Annotated in this window: 13 protein-coding genes; 4 read left to right on the top strand and 9 right to left on the bottom strand. The window is 48.7% G+C overall.

Features of this window, described 5'->3' with window-relative positions:
• The first annotated feature begins 98 nt into the window (after positions 1-98).
• Positions 99-1,502: a glutamate decarboxylase gene (locus H6G46_RS05800; RefSeq protein ID WP_010871692.1), complete on the top strand. Its 1,404-nt coding sequence runs from the start codon at positions 99-101 to the stop codon at positions 1,500-1,502.
• A gap of 125 nt (positions 1,503-1,627) precedes the next feature.
• Here the strand turns inward: H6G46_RS05800 and H6G46_RS05795 are convergent, their stop codons facing one another.
• Positions 1,628-2,167: a TerD family protein gene (locus H6G46_RS05795; RefSeq protein WP_010871691.1), complete on the bottom strand. Its 540-nt coding sequence runs from the start codon at positions 2,165-2,167 to the stop codon at positions 1,628-1,630.
• 206 nt (positions 2,168-2,373) lie between these two features.
• Here H6G46_RS05795 and H6G46_RS05790 point away from each other — a divergent pair, with 206 nt between their 5' ends.
• Complete coding sequence (locus H6G46_RS05790; RefSeq protein ID WP_010871690.1) at positions 2,374-2,865, top strand: hypothetical protein; 492 nt, start codon at positions 2,374-2,376, stop codon at positions 2,863-2,865.
• Between the two features lie 39 nt (positions 2,866-2,904).
• On the opposite strand, the gene H6G46_RS05785 is transcribed toward H6G46_RS05790, so the two are convergent.
• Positions 2,905-4,107 carry a class I SAM-dependent methyltransferase gene (locus tag H6G46_RS05785; protein ID WP_010871689.1) on the bottom strand — a complete coding sequence of 401 codons (1,203 nt, stop codon included), beginning with the start codon at positions 4,105-4,107 and terminating at the stop codon, positions 2,905-2,907.
• Between the two features lie 99 nt (positions 4,108-4,206).
• Entirely contained in the window at positions 4,207-4,959 is a 753-nt protein-coding gene (locus H6G46_RS05780; protein ID WP_020861455.1) for an HAD family hydrolase, read from the bottom strand.
• Between the two features lie 156 nt (positions 4,960-5,115).
• On the opposite strand from H6G46_RS05780, the gene H6G46_RS05775 reads away from it, so the two are divergent.
• The gene (locus H6G46_RS05775; RefSeq protein WP_010871687.1) at positions 5,116-5,682 is read left to right on the top strand and encodes a 5-formyltetrahydrofolate cyclo-ligase; all 567 of its coding nucleotides are present in this window, start codon (positions 5,116-5,118) and stop codon (positions 5,680-5,682) included.
• A gap of 267 nt (positions 5,683-5,949) precedes the next feature.
• Here H6G46_RS05775 and H6G46_RS05770 read toward each other — a convergent pair whose 3' ends face one another.
• The 4 genes from H6G46_RS05770 to glnA all read right to left on the bottom strand — a co-directional run bounded on the left by H6G46_RS05770 (position 5,950) and on the right by glnA (position 13,524).
• On the bottom strand, positions 5,950-6,555 hold the full coding sequence (locus H6G46_RS05770; protein ID WP_010871686.1) for an FKBP-type peptidyl-prolyl cis-trans isomerase: 606 nt from the start codon (positions 6,553-6,555) through the stop codon (positions 5,950-5,952).
• Positions 6,552-7,499, bottom strand: a complete 948-nt coding sequence (locus H6G46_RS05765; protein ID WP_010871685.1) for a PleD family two-component system response regulator — start codon at positions 7,497-7,499, stop codon at positions 6,552-6,554. Before H6G46_RS05765 ends, H6G46_RS05770 begins: the two co-directional genes overlap by 4 nt.
• On the bottom strand, positions 7,496-11,857 hold the full coding sequence (gene hik14, locus H6G46_RS05760; protein ID WP_223211334.1) for a high salinity-induced biofilm formation sensor histidine kinase Hik14: 4,362 nt from the start codon (positions 11,855-11,857) through the stop codon (positions 7,496-7,498). Before hik14 ends, H6G46_RS05765 begins: the two co-directional genes overlap by 4 nt.
• A 245-nt stretch (positions 11,858-12,102) precedes the next feature.
• On the bottom strand, positions 12,103-13,524 hold the full coding sequence (gene glnA / locus H6G46_RS05755; RefSeq protein ID WP_010871683.1) for a type I glutamate--ammonia ligase: 1,422 nt from the start codon (positions 13,522-13,524) through the stop codon (positions 12,103-12,105).
• 210 nt (positions 13,525-13,734) lie between these two features.
• On the opposite strand from glnA, the gene H6G46_RS05750 reads away from it, so the two are divergent.
• A complete protein-coding gene (locus H6G46_RS05750; RefSeq protein ID WP_010871682.1) occupies positions 13,735-14,253 on the top strand; it encodes a GNAT family N-acetyltransferase in 519 nt (172 codons plus the stop codon).
• 28 nt (positions 14,254-14,281) lie between these two features.
• On the opposite strand, the gene H6G46_RS05745 is transcribed toward H6G46_RS05750, so the two are convergent.
• Positions 14,282-15,235: an NAD(P)H-dependent glycerol-3-phosphate dehydrogenase gene (locus tag H6G46_RS05745; RefSeq protein WP_014407073.1), complete on the bottom strand. Its 954-nt coding sequence runs from the start codon at positions 15,233-15,235 to the stop codon at positions 14,282-14,284.
• Between the two features lie 139 nt (positions 15,236-15,374).
• Positions 15,375-17,201 (bottom strand): CHAT domain-containing protein (locus tag H6G46_RS05740; protein ID WP_190759833.1); only part of this gene is annotated, 1,827 nt, incomplete at its 5' end.

Here is a 17,201-nt window from a genome sequence, read left to right as displayed (position 1 = left end):
GATTTTCTCCTCCCTAACAAAATTTCCGTATCAAAAGTCAGTCAGCCGTTACCCTGAAGGGAAAGTTAATCTCCATTGGCAAAATTGTAATAATCATTATGGTGCATAAAAAAATTGACCTCAACCAGCTCAGTGAAGCGGAAAGCCTACTGACCCCCACCTATGCGGCCCGGGGCCTAGCCAATTCTGTCAGTAAATATGAAATGCCAGAAACGGAAATGCTACCGGCGATCGCCTATAACCTCATCCACGATGAACTGGGGCTAGATGGCAATTCCCGATTAAACCTGGCCACCTTTGTCACCACTTGGATGGAGCCGGAAGCTAGGCAACTGATGGCGGATACCTTCGACAAAAACATGATCGATAAGGATGAATATCCCCAAACGGCGGAAATTGAGTTGCGTTGCGTCAATATTTTGTCCCGACTCTGGAATGCTCCGGCCAGTGCGGAAGCCACCGGCTGTTCCACCATTGGTTCTAGTGAAGCGGCCATGTTGGGGGGGATGGCCATGAAGTGGAAATGGCGGCAACGACGACAAGCGGCAGGGAAACCAGGCGATCGCCCGAATTTGGTTATGGGCATTAACGTCCAGGTTTGTTGGGAAAAGTTTTGTCGTTACTGGGAAGTGGAACCCCGCTTTGTCCCCATGGAAGGCGATCGGTACCACATCAGCCCGGAAGAAGCAGTTAAGCTAATTGACGAAAATACCATCGGTGTAATTGGTATTTTAGGTAGCACCTTTGACGGCAGTTATGAACCCATTGAAGCGTTGAACGATGCCCTGGAAACTTTAAATCAAAGAACTGGTTGGCAGGTGCCTCTGCACATAGATGCCGCCAGCGGTGGTTTTATTGCTCCCTTTTTAGATCCAGATTTGCGTTGGGATTTTCGTTTACCTTGGGTGAAATCCATCAACACCTCTGGCCACAAATACGGTTTAGTTTATCCGGGGGTAGGTTGGATCATTTGGCGGGATAAGGAAGAATTACCGGAAGAATTAATTTTCCATTGCAACTATTTGGGGGGAGATTTACCCAACTTTGCCCTCAACTTTTCCCGCCCCGGCAATCAGGTAGTGGCCCAGTATTATAACTTTCTCCGCTTAGGCAAAGAAGGTTACCGCAAAATCCAACAGACTTGTCGAGATACGGCTCTGTATCTATCTGGCAAAATTGCCCAATTAGGCCCTTTTGAATTGCTCACCGACGGTGGGGATATCCCGGTTTTTGCCTGGAGATTAAAGGACGAAGTATTGGCCAACACTTGTTATACCCTGTACGACATGGCCGACAAATTGCGGGAACGGGGCTGGTTGGTGCCCGCCTATCGCATGCCCAAAAACCGTGAAGATTTGGTGGTGCAACGCATTGTCGTGAAAGAGGGTTTTAGTCGGGATATGGCGGACCTTTTGTTAGCGGACATGGAAAGGGCGATCGCCTATTTTGCCAGCCAACCGGACCACAAACCGAAGCAGGAAGGTTCCCACTTTAGCCATTAGGCATCATAATCATTCACAATGAAACAGACCTTAAATATTTGAAAAATGAATGGGAAGAAAAATTTCTTCCCATTCCACAAAAAATCTAAACACAATTACAAGGAGAATTTCCTACGATTATCAGGTTATTTTCTAAAAACTACCTGGGCAATTTCGTTAATGTCGCCAACAATATACTCCCCGAGTGCAGTGAATTCATAGCTACCGCCTACATCTTTTAATTTGGCGACAATAATGCCTGTGTTTTGACCTCCGTCTTCAGTAATAGAATAGCTAGCAAGGGCTGTGTTAGTCTCGTTATTATAAATTGTTGCTTTTGCATTATTTACAAGGTTAAAAGCCTGTTTTCTTGATTTTGCGTCGTAAATATTGACACAAATATAATAATCTCCATCATCAGTCTTTGTTGCATCTAGTTCTGTAAACTCATCATCTCCTTCTCCCTCGCCAGTCAAATTATCATCACTTAACTTGATACCAGAAATTGCGGTTTTGTCATTAAAAAAGGCAACTTTTTTAGATTCTTTATGTACGACAAAAAGGTCTAAGTCAACATTAGAGCCTATGCTAGCGACATCCCATGACAGCCCTACACGAACTTTCTGAATACTAGACCCATCTGGTTTAGTAAGGGAAAGAGACTGACCTTTTTCTAAGCTTAACATAATTTAAACCGATAGAGTTTTTTTACTGACGTTGTCACCTTACTACAAATCTAAATTGTTCGTAAAGTCGAACTAGGTCGGATTTAGTCAGTTTGTATACTTTAACTATTTTGAATTGTCATCAAATTTAGAAAAAGTCGAATAAAGTCGAATTTAGACGTATACTATTTTGTGCGACAACCTAAACCAAACTTAAATTAACGGATATGATGGATTTAGGGGAGTGCTTGCTTTTCGCTGACGATATGGTGTTTCAAAAAACAGGTAGACACCTGGATGATATTGAGTTTGGGGTCATTGAAGGGGTTTTACAAAGAAAAAAATATGCAGATATAGCGAGAGATTTAAACTGTACAGAAGGATATATTAAGGACATTGGTTACGAATTGTGGAAATTATTCTCAGAAATTTTTGGAGAAGAGATTAACAAATCAAATATTAGGTCTAGCTTACTTCGTCACAAATTCGCCAACAACGTAAGCATTTCTGGAAACGATAATACGGTTGGTTCAATAGACCAAGTTAGTTTTTACGTAGGTTTAGATAAAAGATCAGACAAAAGTTGCCAAAATGATCAGTTTTTGACGAGACTTATTGAAAAACTTCTCACTTTTGGATTAAGTCATGAGCAAATTGCAGAATGCCTAAATATTAATTTGGAAAAACTAGGTATCAAAAACGAGCCTAAAAACACCTAGAGAGTAATCAAGTGTATTGAATTCATGATCGATATGGCCCTAGGCATCGGGGGGATTAACGGGGAAGAAAAATTCCACCCCCTGGTCAATTAAATGCTGATTATTAGCCAAAATTTCCCGCTTAAAGTTCCACGCTAAAACGTAATAAATATCGGGCAAAGTGGTTAGCTCTTTTTCAATTAAAAGCGGAATGTGCATACCAGGAGAAACCAAGCCCCGCCGTAGCTCATTTTTTTCCACCAAATAGTCTAAATATTGGGTACCAATGCCAAAGTAATTGAGCAAGGTATTACCCTTCACCGGAGCGCCAAAGCCCCAAACGGTTTTACCAGCTTGCTTAGCTTCGTCTAAATAGGCCAGGTTTTCTGCCTTCATCGTTTCAATGCGTTGGGCAAAATCAAGGTAGGTTTGGTAATCATTACTTTTTTCATCTATTTCCGACTGGCGCATGGCCTGGAGCCGTTCTGTGGGTTGCCGTTTGCCTTGATGGGTGACAAAACCGACAATGGAACCACCGTGGATAGGAGCTAAGTAGGCATCAAACATGGACAGTCCATGGCGATTGAGCAACACTTCGATGGTTTGGAGATTATAGTACAGTAAATGCTCGTGGTAAATTTGGTCGAAAGCCAGGTTTTCCACAATGCGTTTCATGTAAAGAAACTGCACCACAAATACCCCATCTTCTGCCAACGCTTCCCGAATACCTTCCGTTACGGAATGGAGTTCTTCGAGATGGAAAAAGACGCCCGCCGCATTAATGGCGGAAAATTTACGCCCTAACTTTTCGACTACTTCCAAATTGAAAAAATCATTCAGGGTGGGCACCCCCGCATCGTTGGCAATTTTGGCAGTGGTTTTGGAGGATTCCACCCCCAGTACGTCGTAACCCAAGGCTTGGAAATGTTTTAGTTGGGTGCCATCGTTGGAGCCAATGTCCAGCACGGATTTTCCGGGAGTATTGGCAAAAAAGCGTTCGTCCACTTCCTGGGCCACCCGAGCAAAATGATCACTGAGGGATTTGGTCACACCGGACAAATAGGTGTGGTCCCCAAACATGATTTCTTTTTTAACTGTGTAGTCCAACTGCACGGTGCCGCAGTCCTGGCAGTATAAAACCCGCAGGGGATAATAGGGTTCCTGGCCCACTTCCGCCGGGGTGAGAAAATGGTTACACCAGGGTTGTTCCCCCAAATCGATCGCCAAATCTAGACGGGTAGAATCACAAACACGGCACTGCATAGGAACTAACCAAAAAACTAAGAACCAGGACGACGGGCAAGGGCTATCTTCCCACGTTTGTTGTTTCGGCTCAAGCTGGGGCTAGGCCGTTGGGGGTGTTTAGGGCTGGCAGTGAATTTGCTGTAAATCGGCGATGGTGGCGTCGGTCCCCACTAGGTTTCCCTGGGCATAACCAGGCCAGTGAATGGCGATCGCCCCTTGGGCATGGGCCCCTTTGGCCATGGTGATATCCCCCTGGGCATCCCCAATCATCAAGGTGTGCTCCGGTTTCACGCCCAACTCCCGGCAGGTTAAAAGGTATAAAGCTGGATCAGGTTTACTGAGTCCTTGGTCCGACCCCTTAGCCACATCCACTAGGCTTTGCAATTGGTGATCGGCAATGAACCGTTCCACACTCCTTTGGCGGGCGGCGGAAAGGATGGCAATTTTTACCCCCTGTTGTTGCCACAATGTAAGGCTGTCCACTACTCCGGGGAACATGGGACAGGTATGGGCATTGGCAATAATTTGGCGATCGGCCTGGTCAAAACATTGGTTAGCAATGTCCAAACTCTGGAACCAGCCATAGCCCTGTTCGGCAATGTAGCTAGCGGCGGCAATAACATTATCCCGACGACTGCCCACCGCCATTAGTCCCCCTGGATCTAACTGAGCACTGCTCCGGTCAAAACCAAAGGCCCCAGCCAGGCGATCGCCAAAGTTTGCGGCTGGTATTCCCTGTTCCAATAGGGCCAACCTAGCCACGGTGAGTTTTTCCAGATACACCTTGGAATTTTCCAGAGTGCCGTCCTTATCGAAAATTAGGGCTTGGATCTGGGTAAAAGTTTTGCCTTGAACGGTGATATTAGCCAAATGAACTCCTACAAACGGCGATCGCCTTAGTTATACAGCCAGCATTAAACCGGAAAATGCCAGTACCATGGCCATTAATAGCGCGGGCTATCCACCACAATCGGCATCATTGTAAGCAGTGGATAACTCCGCTAATCTTGCCCTTTCTGAGTCGCCGTGGATAAAGCCCAATTACGAGCCCAATTACTACAAGAAAGAAGGCAATTGTCCGAGGCCCAATGGCAACAGCAAAGCCTGGAACTATGTGCCCAACTCCAGCAATGGTCGGTTTTTCAGCAGGCCAGCCGGATTTGTGCCTATTGCAGTACCCAACGGGAAGCGGATTTACAACCCTTGTTCGATCGCCTAGGGAAAGCAAAAGTTTGGGTATTGCCCCGCTGTGTGCAAAAAAGTTTGGTTTGGCATCCGTGGCAATGGGGACAACCGTTAACCACCGGAGCCTATGGCATTAAAGTGCCCGCCGATCAGACTGAAATTTGGTCACCAAACACAGTGGATTTATTGCTAGTGCCTTGCCTAGCAGGCGATCGCCAAGGATATCGTTTGGGTTATGGCGGCGGCTATTATGACCGACTGTTTGCCGATCCATTATGGCGAGCAGTACCGAAGGTGGGCATATTATTCGAGGCGGGTTTGAGGGAAAAATTACCCCACGATCCTTGGGATATGCCCCTGCAAACCCTAGTGACGGAAAAGCAGATTATCCAAATTGAGAGTTGTTAAGAGGGATTTTCGTCGAAAGAAGGGCTGAAAGGTCGCCATTTTCCCCCTAAGAGCCGGTTTGTAAGGTCTTATCTTGCTACCTAAATTTCCTCACAGCTCTGCAATTCTGGGGGATTTCGCCTCTCTTTCCCCCCAAATTTGGGGGGTCAGGGGGGCTTTTCAAACAAGTTCTAAAACTCCCGCCATACTGGGGATTTTGATTTTCCCCAAAATTAGGAAGCAAGGGGGCTTATCCAGTTCCGTTCTAGGACAAAAATCCGCCAAAAACTACTTAATACCAAGCAATTCCACTTCAAATTCCAAGGTGGCATTGGGGGGAATTACACCACCCGCTCCCCGGGAGCCATAGGCCAAGTCCGGTGGAATGATCAGTTTACGCTTACCACCCACTTGCATGGTGGCCACCCCTTCGTCCCAACCTTTGATCACCTGGCCGACGCCAATGGTGAAGGTAAAAGGCTTATTGCGGTCCACGGAGCTATCAAACTTAGTGCCGTCGGTGAGGCGGCCAGTGTAGTGTACTTCTACTTTTTGGCCTTTAGTGGGGCTGGGGCCTTCCCCTACCACTTCATCGATGTATTGCAATCCAGACTCGGTGGTGACAATATTGGCGGAATTTTCGGCAGTCATGGGAGATGGTTCCGGGGTTTGTAGGGCAGAAGCTTGGGCAATTTGGACTGGTTTAACTTCCTGGGGAGCGGCGATCGCCGACGGAGAAGATTTACCAAAAATGGCCACGGAAATTAACACCAAGCTAAAAAAAGTAACAACGGTCAGACTAATAAGAATGTCGCGCATAGCGGTAAAAAATTTCATCAAAAAAATAGGTCGGAGTAGTGTTGGCCTGATTATCCCATGGGTTCTTCCCCTCATCGACCACTGACTAAACGATTACGCCCTTGGGCCTTAGCTTCATACAAATATTGATCCGCTGCCCCCACCAACTTTCCCCAATCACTGCCTAGGCGGGGAATGGTGCTGGCACAACCAATGCTCAGGGTGACATGGTCGGCGATCGCCGATTGGACGTGGGGAATAGCTAGACGGGTAATCTCCGCCTGGATGTCTTCACCGATGTGGATGGCCCCTTGGAGGTCTGTGTTGGGTAGGACAATCAAAAATTCTTCCCCACCGTAGCGAGCGGCCAAATCCTTAGGACGGTGCACCACCCTGGTTAAAGCCTTAGCCACCTGTTGTAAGCAGTCGTCGCCCCCCTGGTGACCATAATGGTCGTTATAGTTTTTGAAATAATCTATGTCACACAGCAGAATAGAAAAAGGATACTGTTCTCGGATTGCTTCGGACCATTCCGTGTCGAGAAATAACTCCAGTTGACGACGGTTGGCCAACTGGGTAAGTTGATCCACCTTAGCTAAGCGCTCCAACATTTGGTTGACGGATTCCAATTGGTGTTGAAGGCGGTTTTGATAGAGCAAACGTTTTACCCTCTGCCGCAGCACCGCCCAATGAATGGGTTTGGTCACATAGTCGATCGCCCCTGCTTCAAAGGCCCGATCCACCGAGGCTTCATCATCTAGCCCTGTGATCATTAATACCAATGGGGAAGGATTTTGATAAATTTTCATCAGGGCCTGACAACAGGCAAAGCCATCCATGACGGGCATCACGGCATCCAGTAGCACCACTTCTGGTTTAATTTCGGCAAATTTGGTTAGGGCTTCTTCCCCATTGGTAGCCAGTTCTACCCGGTGTCCTTCCTTTTGCAAATAAACCCGCAGTTGCATCCTCATAAAACCGTCATCGTCCACCACCAAAATTTTTGCGGCGGCGGTTTCTATTGGTTGAGGCAGATTCATGGCGAGGGAATGGTGAAGGGCGCAAGGGCTTCCACCACGGCGATGTGTAATTGTCGACAGCGGTCAACCAACTGAGGGGGAGACCCTAATCCTAGGTTACCTGATCCAGCGTTCTTTTCTAGTTGTTGACAAAAAGTGGACAATTGTTGGGCTCCCAGGGAAGCACTGCTGGATTTGAGGGAATGGGCGGTGCGTCTGATCACGGCAAAATCGTCCACCTCTAAGCCCTGTACTAATTCTTCTATGAGCTTTTGGCTTTCCTGGCAGTAACACGCCACCATTTCCCCGAATAGGGTCAGGTCGCCGCCACAGAGGTCGTCCCGTAAAAAGGCGATCGCCGTGGGGTCAAGGGGAGACTCGGTTACATCAGTGGGTTTGACCATGGTTTGTTCTTCCACAACCGTAATTTTGTCCCCTAGAGTAACAATATCTTCCCTAGCTTGGGGGGAAGTGATTAGGGCTGAAGTATCCTGTAGTACTTTTCGTAGTTGGTTAATGGAAATAGGCTTACTAATATAGCCGTCCATGCCAGCATCCAAGCACTCTTGGCGATCGCCCGGCATGGCATTGGCGGTCATGGCCACAATGCGAGGCTGACGTTCCAGCGGCAAGGTTTGACGGATGTGGCGGCAGGCGGTTATGCCATCCATCACCGGCATTTGCATATCCATCAAGACCAAGTCATAGAATTTTTTCTCCAAGGCATCGATCACTTCCTGGCCATTGTTGGCGATCGCCACCGGGTAACCCAAATTATTTAGCATCTGGTGGGCTACCTTTTGATTAACCAGATTATCCTCTGCCAAGAGAATTTGTAGGGCCGGTTGTAGACTGGTGGCGTTATCTTCCGTGGGGAGCCCATCCCCGTCTGGGACAAACTCCGGTAAATCTAACTGATCAAACTGTGGCGCGTAATCAGCCAGACCTATAGACCCCTGAAAAATGTTAACTAAACTGTCAAATATTAAGGACTGACGCACTGGTTTATTGAGCACCGTCTGAAATACAGACAACTCATCCGCTCCCGCCACTAGCCCAGAGGAAAGCAGAATAATGGGCAGATCCTTGCCCTGAGCAAATTGTCGTAGATGGTGCGCCAGGGTAATGCCGTCCATATTGGGCATTTGTAAATCTAAAATAGCCGCATCCAAGTCTGGGCAACGGGCAAACCAATCTAGGGCTGATTCCCCACTGGTAAAGCAATGGCACACCAACCCCCAGGCCTGGCATTGATCCTGCAGAATCCGCCGGTTAGTTTCGTTATCATCCACAATCAAAACTTGTTTACCCTTCATCTGTTGCACCGAATCAGCTTCCGCTAGGGCGGGGGCCTGGGCTGTGGTCAGAATGCAGAAACGAAAATTGGAACCTACCCCCGGTTCACTGGTCACCGTCAGCACCCCTCCCATCATCTGGGTCAGGCGTTGGCTAATGACTAAACCCAATCCTGTGCCACCATATTTCCGGGTGGTGGAAGAATCCACTTGGCTAAAGGACTTGAACAGACGGTCTTGCCGATCCAACGGTATGCCAATGCCCGTATCCCGCAGATTAAAACAGATGCGATGGCTGGGGTGGGGTAAATTCAAAATAGTGTGGTAAGACTCAGCGGGATCAAAGGGTTCCCCTTTCACCGTCAGCACTACTTCCCCCTTTTCGGTGAATTTGAGGGCATTGCCGATCAAATTGGAGAGAATTTGCCGCAATCGTACCTGGTCTCCCAAAATGCGGGCCGGGGTTTGGGGGTCGATGCCATAGGTCAATTCCAAATGTTTAGCCCTGGCAATGGGACCAAACATTTCCAGCACGGTTTCAATTAGGGGTCTCAGTTCAAATGCTTGGGTTTCCAACACCAGTTTATCGGCTTCAATTTTAGAAAAGTCGAGGATATCGTTGATGATGGTCAGCAGGGTTTCTCCACTCTGGCGAATGGTTTGGACGTAATCTAGTTGCTGTAGATTTAAGTCGGTCATAATCAACAATTCCGTCATGCCAATGACTCCATTCATGGGAGTGCGAATTTCATGGCTCATCATGGCCAGGAATTCACCTTTGGCACGGTTAGCGGCTTCGGCGGCCCATGTAGCTTTTTCTAATTCCAGATTTTTCTGGGCCAATTCCCGACGGCGTTCCCGTTCCTTTTCCAGTAGGGCGGCTTGGGCCAGGGCTATGCCCATTTGTTCGGCGATCGCCTCTAGTAACTCAATTTCGTCCGCTGTCCAAACCCGTTGTCGGTCACACTGGTGCAGGGCGATGATGCCGTTGGCTTTACCTTGATAGGAAGTCCGCACTGCCAAAAAGGATTTGACCTGAAACCGTTGGTAAAATGCTTTGGTGTGGGTGGAGTTTAAATCCTGGTCTAGGTCCACCACAGCCATAGCCCGATCGCCTTGAATGATGGTGGGGTCATAGGCTTGTTCCACGGCAATTTCTCCGGCTAACAGGGAAGTAAATTGTCCCCCTAAATACTCCGCCACCACGGGCACCTGTAGGGTAGTGGCTTCCGAGTAGTTGTGGATCAGGCAACGGCTCACCGCAAAGACATTGCCCACTTGACGGGCGGCGGTTTGGAAAATTAAGGTCGGTTGTAAGCTCCGGCGGATTTCCTGGCTAATTTTCCGCATTAACAGGATTTGATTAAGCTTTTTCTGGAGGATGTCCTGGGCCTGTTTACGGTCAGTAATATCCAGACAAGACCCCACGTAGCCCATAAATTTCCCGTCTTCGAGGTAACGGGGCACCCCCACATTGACAATCCAACGGTATTGCTGGTCTACCCTGCGGTAGCGATATTCCAATTCAAAACGTCGGCGATCGCCAAAGGCCTGGGAATAAACCCCTAAGTAATGGCCCTTATCATCGGGGTGAATGCCTTCTAGATAACCATTGCCCGATTCTTCCGCTAGGGTAGCCCCCCGGAATTCCAACCAAGACTGATTGACAAAGGTCATTTTTTTGTCCTGGTCCGCCACCCACAACATAATCGGGGAGGTGTCCGCCATCATGCGAAACCGGGCTTCACTTTCGCGCAAACTTTTTTCCGCCTGTTTGCTGGAGGTAATTTCAAAGCGGATGGCTAGGTATTGATAGGGATTGCCATTGTCATCCAAAAAAGGAACAACGGTGCTGTCAACCCAATAGGTATTACCGGCTTTGGCTCTATTGTTAATTTGCCCATGCCAGACTTTTCCTGCCCTAATGGTCTGCCAAAATTGTTGAAAGAATTCTGGGGAATGGTAGCCAGAACTGACCAAGCGATGAGTGTTGCCAATTAATTCTTCCCGACTATAACCAGACACCTCGACAAATTTATCGTTGACGTAGGTGATAACGCCCTCGGTATCAGTAATGGCCACAATGGCCGCTTCATCCAGGGCGGTTTTTTGCACGGCTAATTCCTGGAGAGTGGATTTTAAAAACTCTTCGACCTTTTGCTGTTGTTTGATTGATTCACTCAGTTGTTCACTATGTTTACTACTTTTTTGCAGATAATAAACGGCGATCGCCACGGCCCAAGCCATCAGCAAACCACTGAACAAAATCCATTGCGATGAACCGTACTGATCTAGCAGAATGGGGCCCGGCACCAATTGCAGTTGCCAACGGCTGGTCATGGCTTCCGCCTGGGGCAATGAGTTAGCCCATGCCAATTCCTGGGTCACCACAATGTCCTGCTCCCAATCGTCAGGGACATCGTTATAAATGAGTTGATTGCCTTCAAAAATACGTAGACCAAAACTCCGCAGACCACTATCCTGGTCTGGTTTATTGCCGGACAGAGGACGAACGGAGCCGATGAACTGATCGAGCTGGAAAACCCCCACCACAAAACCGTCAAACCTATCGCCAATAAATAGGGGGACATAGACCAAAAATCCCTTCTCTCCTTGGTCTAAATCCACCACTCCGCTGAGGATGGTATTTTTTTGCCGGGCCGCTAGCTCTAGGGACTGGATTTGGTGGGGATATTGGTTGGCATAGTCAATGTCGTGCTCATCATCGGGCAATGGTTCAACCCACCGCACCACAAACTTTGGATCTACCCATTGAATCGTCTGATACCCATCGAAGCCTTCTGCTTGGGCCCTGGCATCTAACCGCCAATCTGTTTGCTCCGTTCCCGTCGGCGATCGTTCCCAACGTCCGGCCATCTGCTCTAATTGACGGACATGGATATTGAGCTGGTTTTCAATTTGTTCGTGGATGTTAGTTAGGCGATTGGTCAAAACCTGCTTCAGTCGCTCTTGAACTTGGTTGTAGAGAAAAAGCCAAGTATGAACAGTCATTACCGATAGCCCGGCCCCGATGAGAATTGGTAGTACGGGGGAAAGTAATAGGCGACGCAGGGGAGATTTCATCGATATCACAGTGGCACTAATAACCATGATAAATACCTATTCAGACCATTGATTAGACTCAACAAATCTTTCCAAAAGAAAAATCGCCCCCCAGAAAAATTATCCGTTTGGCGATCGCCGTTTAATTTAATTTTTTGTTATTTCTAGACCAACTTAGTCGGGGCCATAATCGGTGAACTAGGCCGGTTATTGAAACAGATTTTTCCCAGGGCCACCGGAGCTAAAACTGGGTGAGATGGACTGGTTTAGCAGTCGTAGTACAAGGAGAATTCGTAGGGGTGGGGGCGCAGACGCATGGGGTTAACTTCGTTGTCCAGTTTGTACTCAATCCAACTTTCCACAAAGTCAGGGGAAAATACACCAGTGCCGGTGAGGAATTCATGGTCTTTTTCCAACGCTTCCAAGGCCGCTTCCAGGGAGCCGGGGGTGGAAGGAATCTTAGCCAATTCTTCCGGGCTGAGGTCGTAGATATCCACATCCAAGGGTTCGCCGGGATCGATTTGATTTTTAATCCCGTCAATGCCCGCACAGAGCATGGCGGCAAAGGCCAGATAGGGATTGGAGGTGGCGTCGGGGCAACGGAATTCCAGACGTTTGGCCTTGGGGTTACCACCGGAGAGGGGAATCCGCACGGAAGCAGAACGGTTACCTTGGGAATAGGCCAAGTTAACGGGGGCTTCAAAACCGGGCACTAGGCGCTTGTAGGAGTTGGTGGTGGGGTTAGTGAAGGCCAACAAAGCGGGGGCATGTTTCAAGATCCCGCCGATATACCACAGACCCATCTGGCTAAAGCCGGCGTATTTGTCCCCAGCAAAGAGGGGCTGGCCATCTTTCCAGAGGGATTGGTGCACGTGCATACCGGAACCATTATCGTTGAAGATGGGCTTGGGCATAAAGGTAACGGTTTTGCCGTACTTTTTGGCCACGTTTTTGATCACATACTTATAGATCATCAAGTTGTCAGCGGAATTGACCAACTTATCGAACTTGATGCCCAATTCGTTTTGACCACCGGAAGCTACTTCATGGTGATGCTTTTCAATGGGAACGCCAAAGGCCGCCATGGTGAGCAACATTTCTGTGCGGATATCCTGGGCGGTGTCGGTGGGAGCCACGGGGAAATAACCCTGTTTGTAGCCTGGTTTGTAGCCGAGGTTGCCCCCTTCTTCTTCCCGACCAGTGTTCCAACGCCCTTCGACACTGTCGGCAAAGTAGTAGCTGGAGTTTTCCGTTTGGCCAAAGCGAATATCATCGAAGAGGAAAAATTCGGCTTCGGGGCCAAAGTAAACGGTGTCGGCAATGCCGGTGCCGCGGAGATATTCAGCGGCTTTGGCCGCAATGGTGCGGGGGTCACGGTTATACCATTCCCCGGTGCGGGGCTCCTTGATGCTGCAAATCATGGACAAGGTGGGTTCTTTGCAGAAAGGATCGATGGTGGCGGTGTTTGGGTCGGGCACCATGCACATATCAGATTCGTTAATGGCTTTCCACCCCCGGATACTGGAGCCATCAAAGGGAATACCTTCGGTGAAGGAGTTTTCGTCAAGTTGGTCGTAATAGAAGGAGCAGTGCTGCCAAATTCCCGGCGTGTCAATAAATTTGAGGTCGATAATCTTAATGTTTTCGTCTTGGATCCACTTGAGGACTTCCTGGGGGGTTCTGGCCATTTTTTCTCCTTAGTGCAGTCAGATAAATTACGATTTTGCGCTGCGTCGACTATCCATCGTAAAGAGTCAAGTAGTTAGAAAATGTATTTTTCGCTACCATTTTTTGCGGCTCCATTCTGGCGATCGCCTAGAAATGACGGAAACCATCGCAAATCCCATTAACATTTAGATCAGTGACCATACCCAACCCGCAAGTACTAAAATATTGCTGTGATCCCATCTGACCTTTTCCTACGGGATGCCACCATTACGGATTTAGATTCTATTGTTGCTATCTACAATGCCAACATTCCCCAAAATGTGGCCACCGGCGATACCGATGCGATTACGGTGGAAAGCCGTCGTCAGTGGTTTGCGGACCATGGACCAGATACCTATCCTCTCTGGGTGTTGGTAACGGAGCACAAGCAAATAGTTGGTTGGTTGGGTTTTCAGCGGTTTTATGGTCGCCCGGCTTACCACCGCACTGCGGAGTTGAGCATTTACCTCGATCCCCTCTGGCATCATCGGGGTTTGGGGCAGTATTTACTCAAAACGGCGATCGCCAAAGCCCCCCAGTTGGGGCTGAAAACTTTGCTGGGATACATTTTTGCCCATAATCAGCCCAGTATTCGTTTGTTTCAACGCCATGGTTTTGAGCAGTGGGGTCTATTGCCCAAGGTGGCGGAGTTGGGGGGGCAGGAACGGGATCTGCTGATTCTAGGATTACGGTTAACAACCTCACAATGATGGCTGTTCTGGCCCAATAGACAAGGAGTTAAAGATCAAAATCTTCAAATTCCGCTTTCAATTCCCTTTCCATTAATGCTTCCACTGCCTGGGGAGGGGTAATTTTTCCATGGAGCAAACGGTAAACCTGCCGGGTGATGGGCACAGCAATTTTTTCTCGATTGGCAATTTTGATTAGTACGTCGGTGGTGTTGACCCCTTCGGCGGTGCCCCCCAGGTTGGCCAAAATTTCTTCTAAGGACTGACCTTTGGATAAACCATAACCCACTCGATAATTGCGGCTGAGCATGCTAGAGCAGGTGGCCAATAAATCTCCTAGTCCGGCTAAACCCCAAAAGGTATCCGGTTGGGCCCCAAAATGTAACCCCACCCTGGTAATTTCTGGTAAAGCTCTGGTAATTAACGCTGATTTAGCATTGGTGCCTAGCCCCAACCCTTCGCATACTCCCACGGCGATCGCCATGACGTTTTTCAGGGTGCCACCCAATTCCGTACCCAAGGGATCATTGTTGGTGTAAACCCGGAAGTTATCCGCGGCAAAAATGGTTTGAATTTCCTCCGCTGCGGCTTGGTCGCTACTGGCCACCACCGTGGCCGCCGGTAAACCCTGGTCAATTTCCTTCGATAAATTCGGCCCCGACAAAACGGCGATCGGCTGGGAAGGAAGGGCAGCTTGCCAAATTTGGGAAGGGGTAGTCATGGTTTCTGGATCTAAACCCTTAGTGGCCGTCACCAAAATAGTCCGCCGCTGGAGGTCCATGGCCTCCAACCGGGCCGCCACCGATGGTACCCCCTTAATGGAAACCGCCGAGACAATTACATCCGCTCCAGCCACCATGGATTCTAGGCTCTGCGGCGATCGGCGAGACCAAACTTGGGTAGGAATGTCATTGTTATTCAGCACGTAGGCAAGACTAGAGCCCCAGGCTCCGGCCCCCAACACAACGACTTGGGGGGGAGTATCGGCATTAGCAAAGGACATGGTTTTTGGGTAATTTGACTTCGCCTCCATTATGACCACGGATTGGTCCCTCCAGTGACCCTAGCCATAGTAAGAAAGCCCCATTATGGTCAACAAGTGAACTGAATTGGCACAATGGCTTGATTAAATTACTTTCTCGTTACCAAGGGCTGCCCACTAGGGTGAAGCCACTCCAAAAATAGGGATGACTTAAATCTTGGGTTGCTAAGCGTTGTCGAATATCAGCCGGTAAATCCGCCAAGGAAATATTTGTGCCATCCCCAAGGACTAGATTACCGTCCACAACCCGAATTTCTCCTCTGAGCAGACTTAGTTGGGCCTGCTGTAGGGCCTTGGCCTTGATGGGTGCTGGCTGAAGTCGATCATAAAAACTAGTCATCAGAGCAAAGGTAGCTTCATCGCTGACATACCACAAACTCCCGATCGCCGTTTTGACTCCAGTTTTCACCGCCAGGCCAGCAAAGCCTAATTCAGCGTCAAAGTCCCCCACCGCAGTGCGACAGGCCGACAGCACCATCAAATCAATGGGTTTATCCAAGCCCACGTTAGCAAATTCGTCTAAATCCAAAGAGCGATCGCTGAAAACCACAAAGGAATTATTGCGATTACCCGGTAAAAATTCACCATGGGTAGCTAAATGTACTAGACGATACTCCTTAGTTGCCAAGGACTGGACAAAGTTATCCACCGTGAACCGGTCATTGAGGAAAGCACTACCCCGCCAGAGTTGATTGGTAATGGTGTCTACCTCCACCGCCGCCGCTGGCAAGGGATTTTGGTTAGCAAACTCTTCCGCTCCCATGGCCAATATCTGGGCCCCAGTTAGGGGCGCATAATCCCGGTTCGTCAAACTCAAACTGGGCATCAGCCCCACGCTATAGTCCTCAATCAAGTATTGCCCAGACTGGCGATCGTACATGGTGGCCATGGGCAGAGAACGCAAACCCCGGTCGAGAATAAAGCTAATATTCTCAATTTTCTTATTCTCCAAAATCAGTTTAATTGGCTTGATAAACCAGTCATATAACTGGGATGCCTGGCCTTGGTAATTATCGCCTCGATTTGCCGCCGTTAGATTTCGGTTTAACATTTCCACCTGGCGGATTACTTCCCTGCGGCTAACGTTAAGGGGAATGGGACTAGCAATACCGTCTGCCGTAACTACCACAATTACCAATTGATCGTCCGGCCGCGGATCATTATTAGGAGGAATAATCAGTTGCTCAGTGGATGCCATCTGCCAATGACTGACCTTAGCATAGGAGCCCACAGGGGGAATAGCCGGCTCACTATCAGAGGAAAGTTGCCATTCAGGAAGATTTTCTCCTGCAGTTCCTGGAGGATAGAAATAGATATAAACCAAGGCAGAATTTACCCCAGTGTTGAGATTTAATTCCTGCAAAACATCAACGGGATTAACCAATTCAATATCAATATTTAAATTGAGGTGACTAGTGAATTGTGCAGAAATACTTTCCTCTACGTTTTCATTTAGTTGCTGTTGCAAAACAACCTGATTAGTGGGGATGTTAACCCCAACATTGGCGCTGAAAGTATTAATGCCGGGAACTGTGTCTTGGCTCTGAATTTCCAAGCTGGGGGTATTGGTAACAGTAGAACGCTCAATATCAAACGATATTTGCCTCTCATCATCAATTTCCTCAACATCTGGAGAAGTTGGAGGTTCGACGGGTATGGAAGGAGTTGGAAGCTCAGGCTCAGGTTCCGGCTCGGGTTCAGGTTCCGGCTCAGGTTCCGGCTCGGGTTCAGGTTCCGGCTCAGGTTCCGGCTCGGGTTCAGGTTCCGGCTCGGGTTCAGGTTCCGGCTCAGGTTCCGGCTCGGGTTCAGGTTCCGGCTCAGGTTCCGGCTCGGGTTCAGGTTCCGGCTCGGGTTCAGGTTCCGGCTCAGGTTCCGGCTCGGGTTCAGGTTCCGGCTCAGGTTCCGGCTCGGGTTCAGGTTCCGGCTC

This window comes from Synechocystis sp. FACHB-908, assembly GCF_014698595.1.
In the GTDB taxonomy this organism is placed as follows: Bacteria; Cyanobacteriota; Cyanobacteriia; order Cyanobacteriales; family Microcystaceae; genus Synechocystis.
This window is presented reverse-complemented; position numbering and strand designations above follow the sequence as displayed.

Coding starts and splice junctions, on each gene's coding strand:
- H6G46_RS05800 (WP_010871692.1), top strand. CDS start 99: ATGGTGCATAAAAAAATTGACCTCAACCAGCTCAGTGAAGCGGAAAGC.
- H6G46_RS05795 (WP_010871691.1), bottom strand. CDS start 2,167: ATGTTAAGCTTAGAAAAAGGTCAGTCTCTTTCCCTTACTAAACCAGAT.
- H6G46_RS05790 (WP_010871690.1), top strand. CDS start 2,374: ATGATGGATTTAGGGGAGTGCTTGCTTTTCGCTGACGATATGGTGTTT.
- H6G46_RS05785 (WP_010871689.1), bottom strand. CDS start 4,107: ATGCAGTGCCGTGTTTGTGATTCTACCCGTCTAGATTTGGCGATCGAT.
- H6G46_RS05770 (WP_010871686.1), bottom strand. CDS start 6,555: ATGAGGGGAAGAACCCATGGGATAATCAGGCCAACACTACTCCGACCT.
- H6G46_RS05765 (WP_010871685.1), bottom strand. CDS start 7,499: ATGAATCTGCCTCAACCAATAGAAACCGCCGCCGCAAAAATTTTGGTG.
- hik14 (WP_223211334.1), bottom strand. CDS start 11,857: ATGAAATCTCCCCTGCGTCGCCTATTACTTTCCCCCGTACTACCAATT.
- glnA (WP_010871683.1), bottom strand. CDS start 13,524: ATGGCCAGAACCCCCCAGGAAGTCCTCAAGTGGATCCAAGACGAAAAC.
- H6G46_RS05745 (WP_014407073.1), bottom strand. CDS start 15,235: ATGTCCTTTGCTAATGCCGATACTCCCCCCCAAGTCGTTGTGTTGGGG.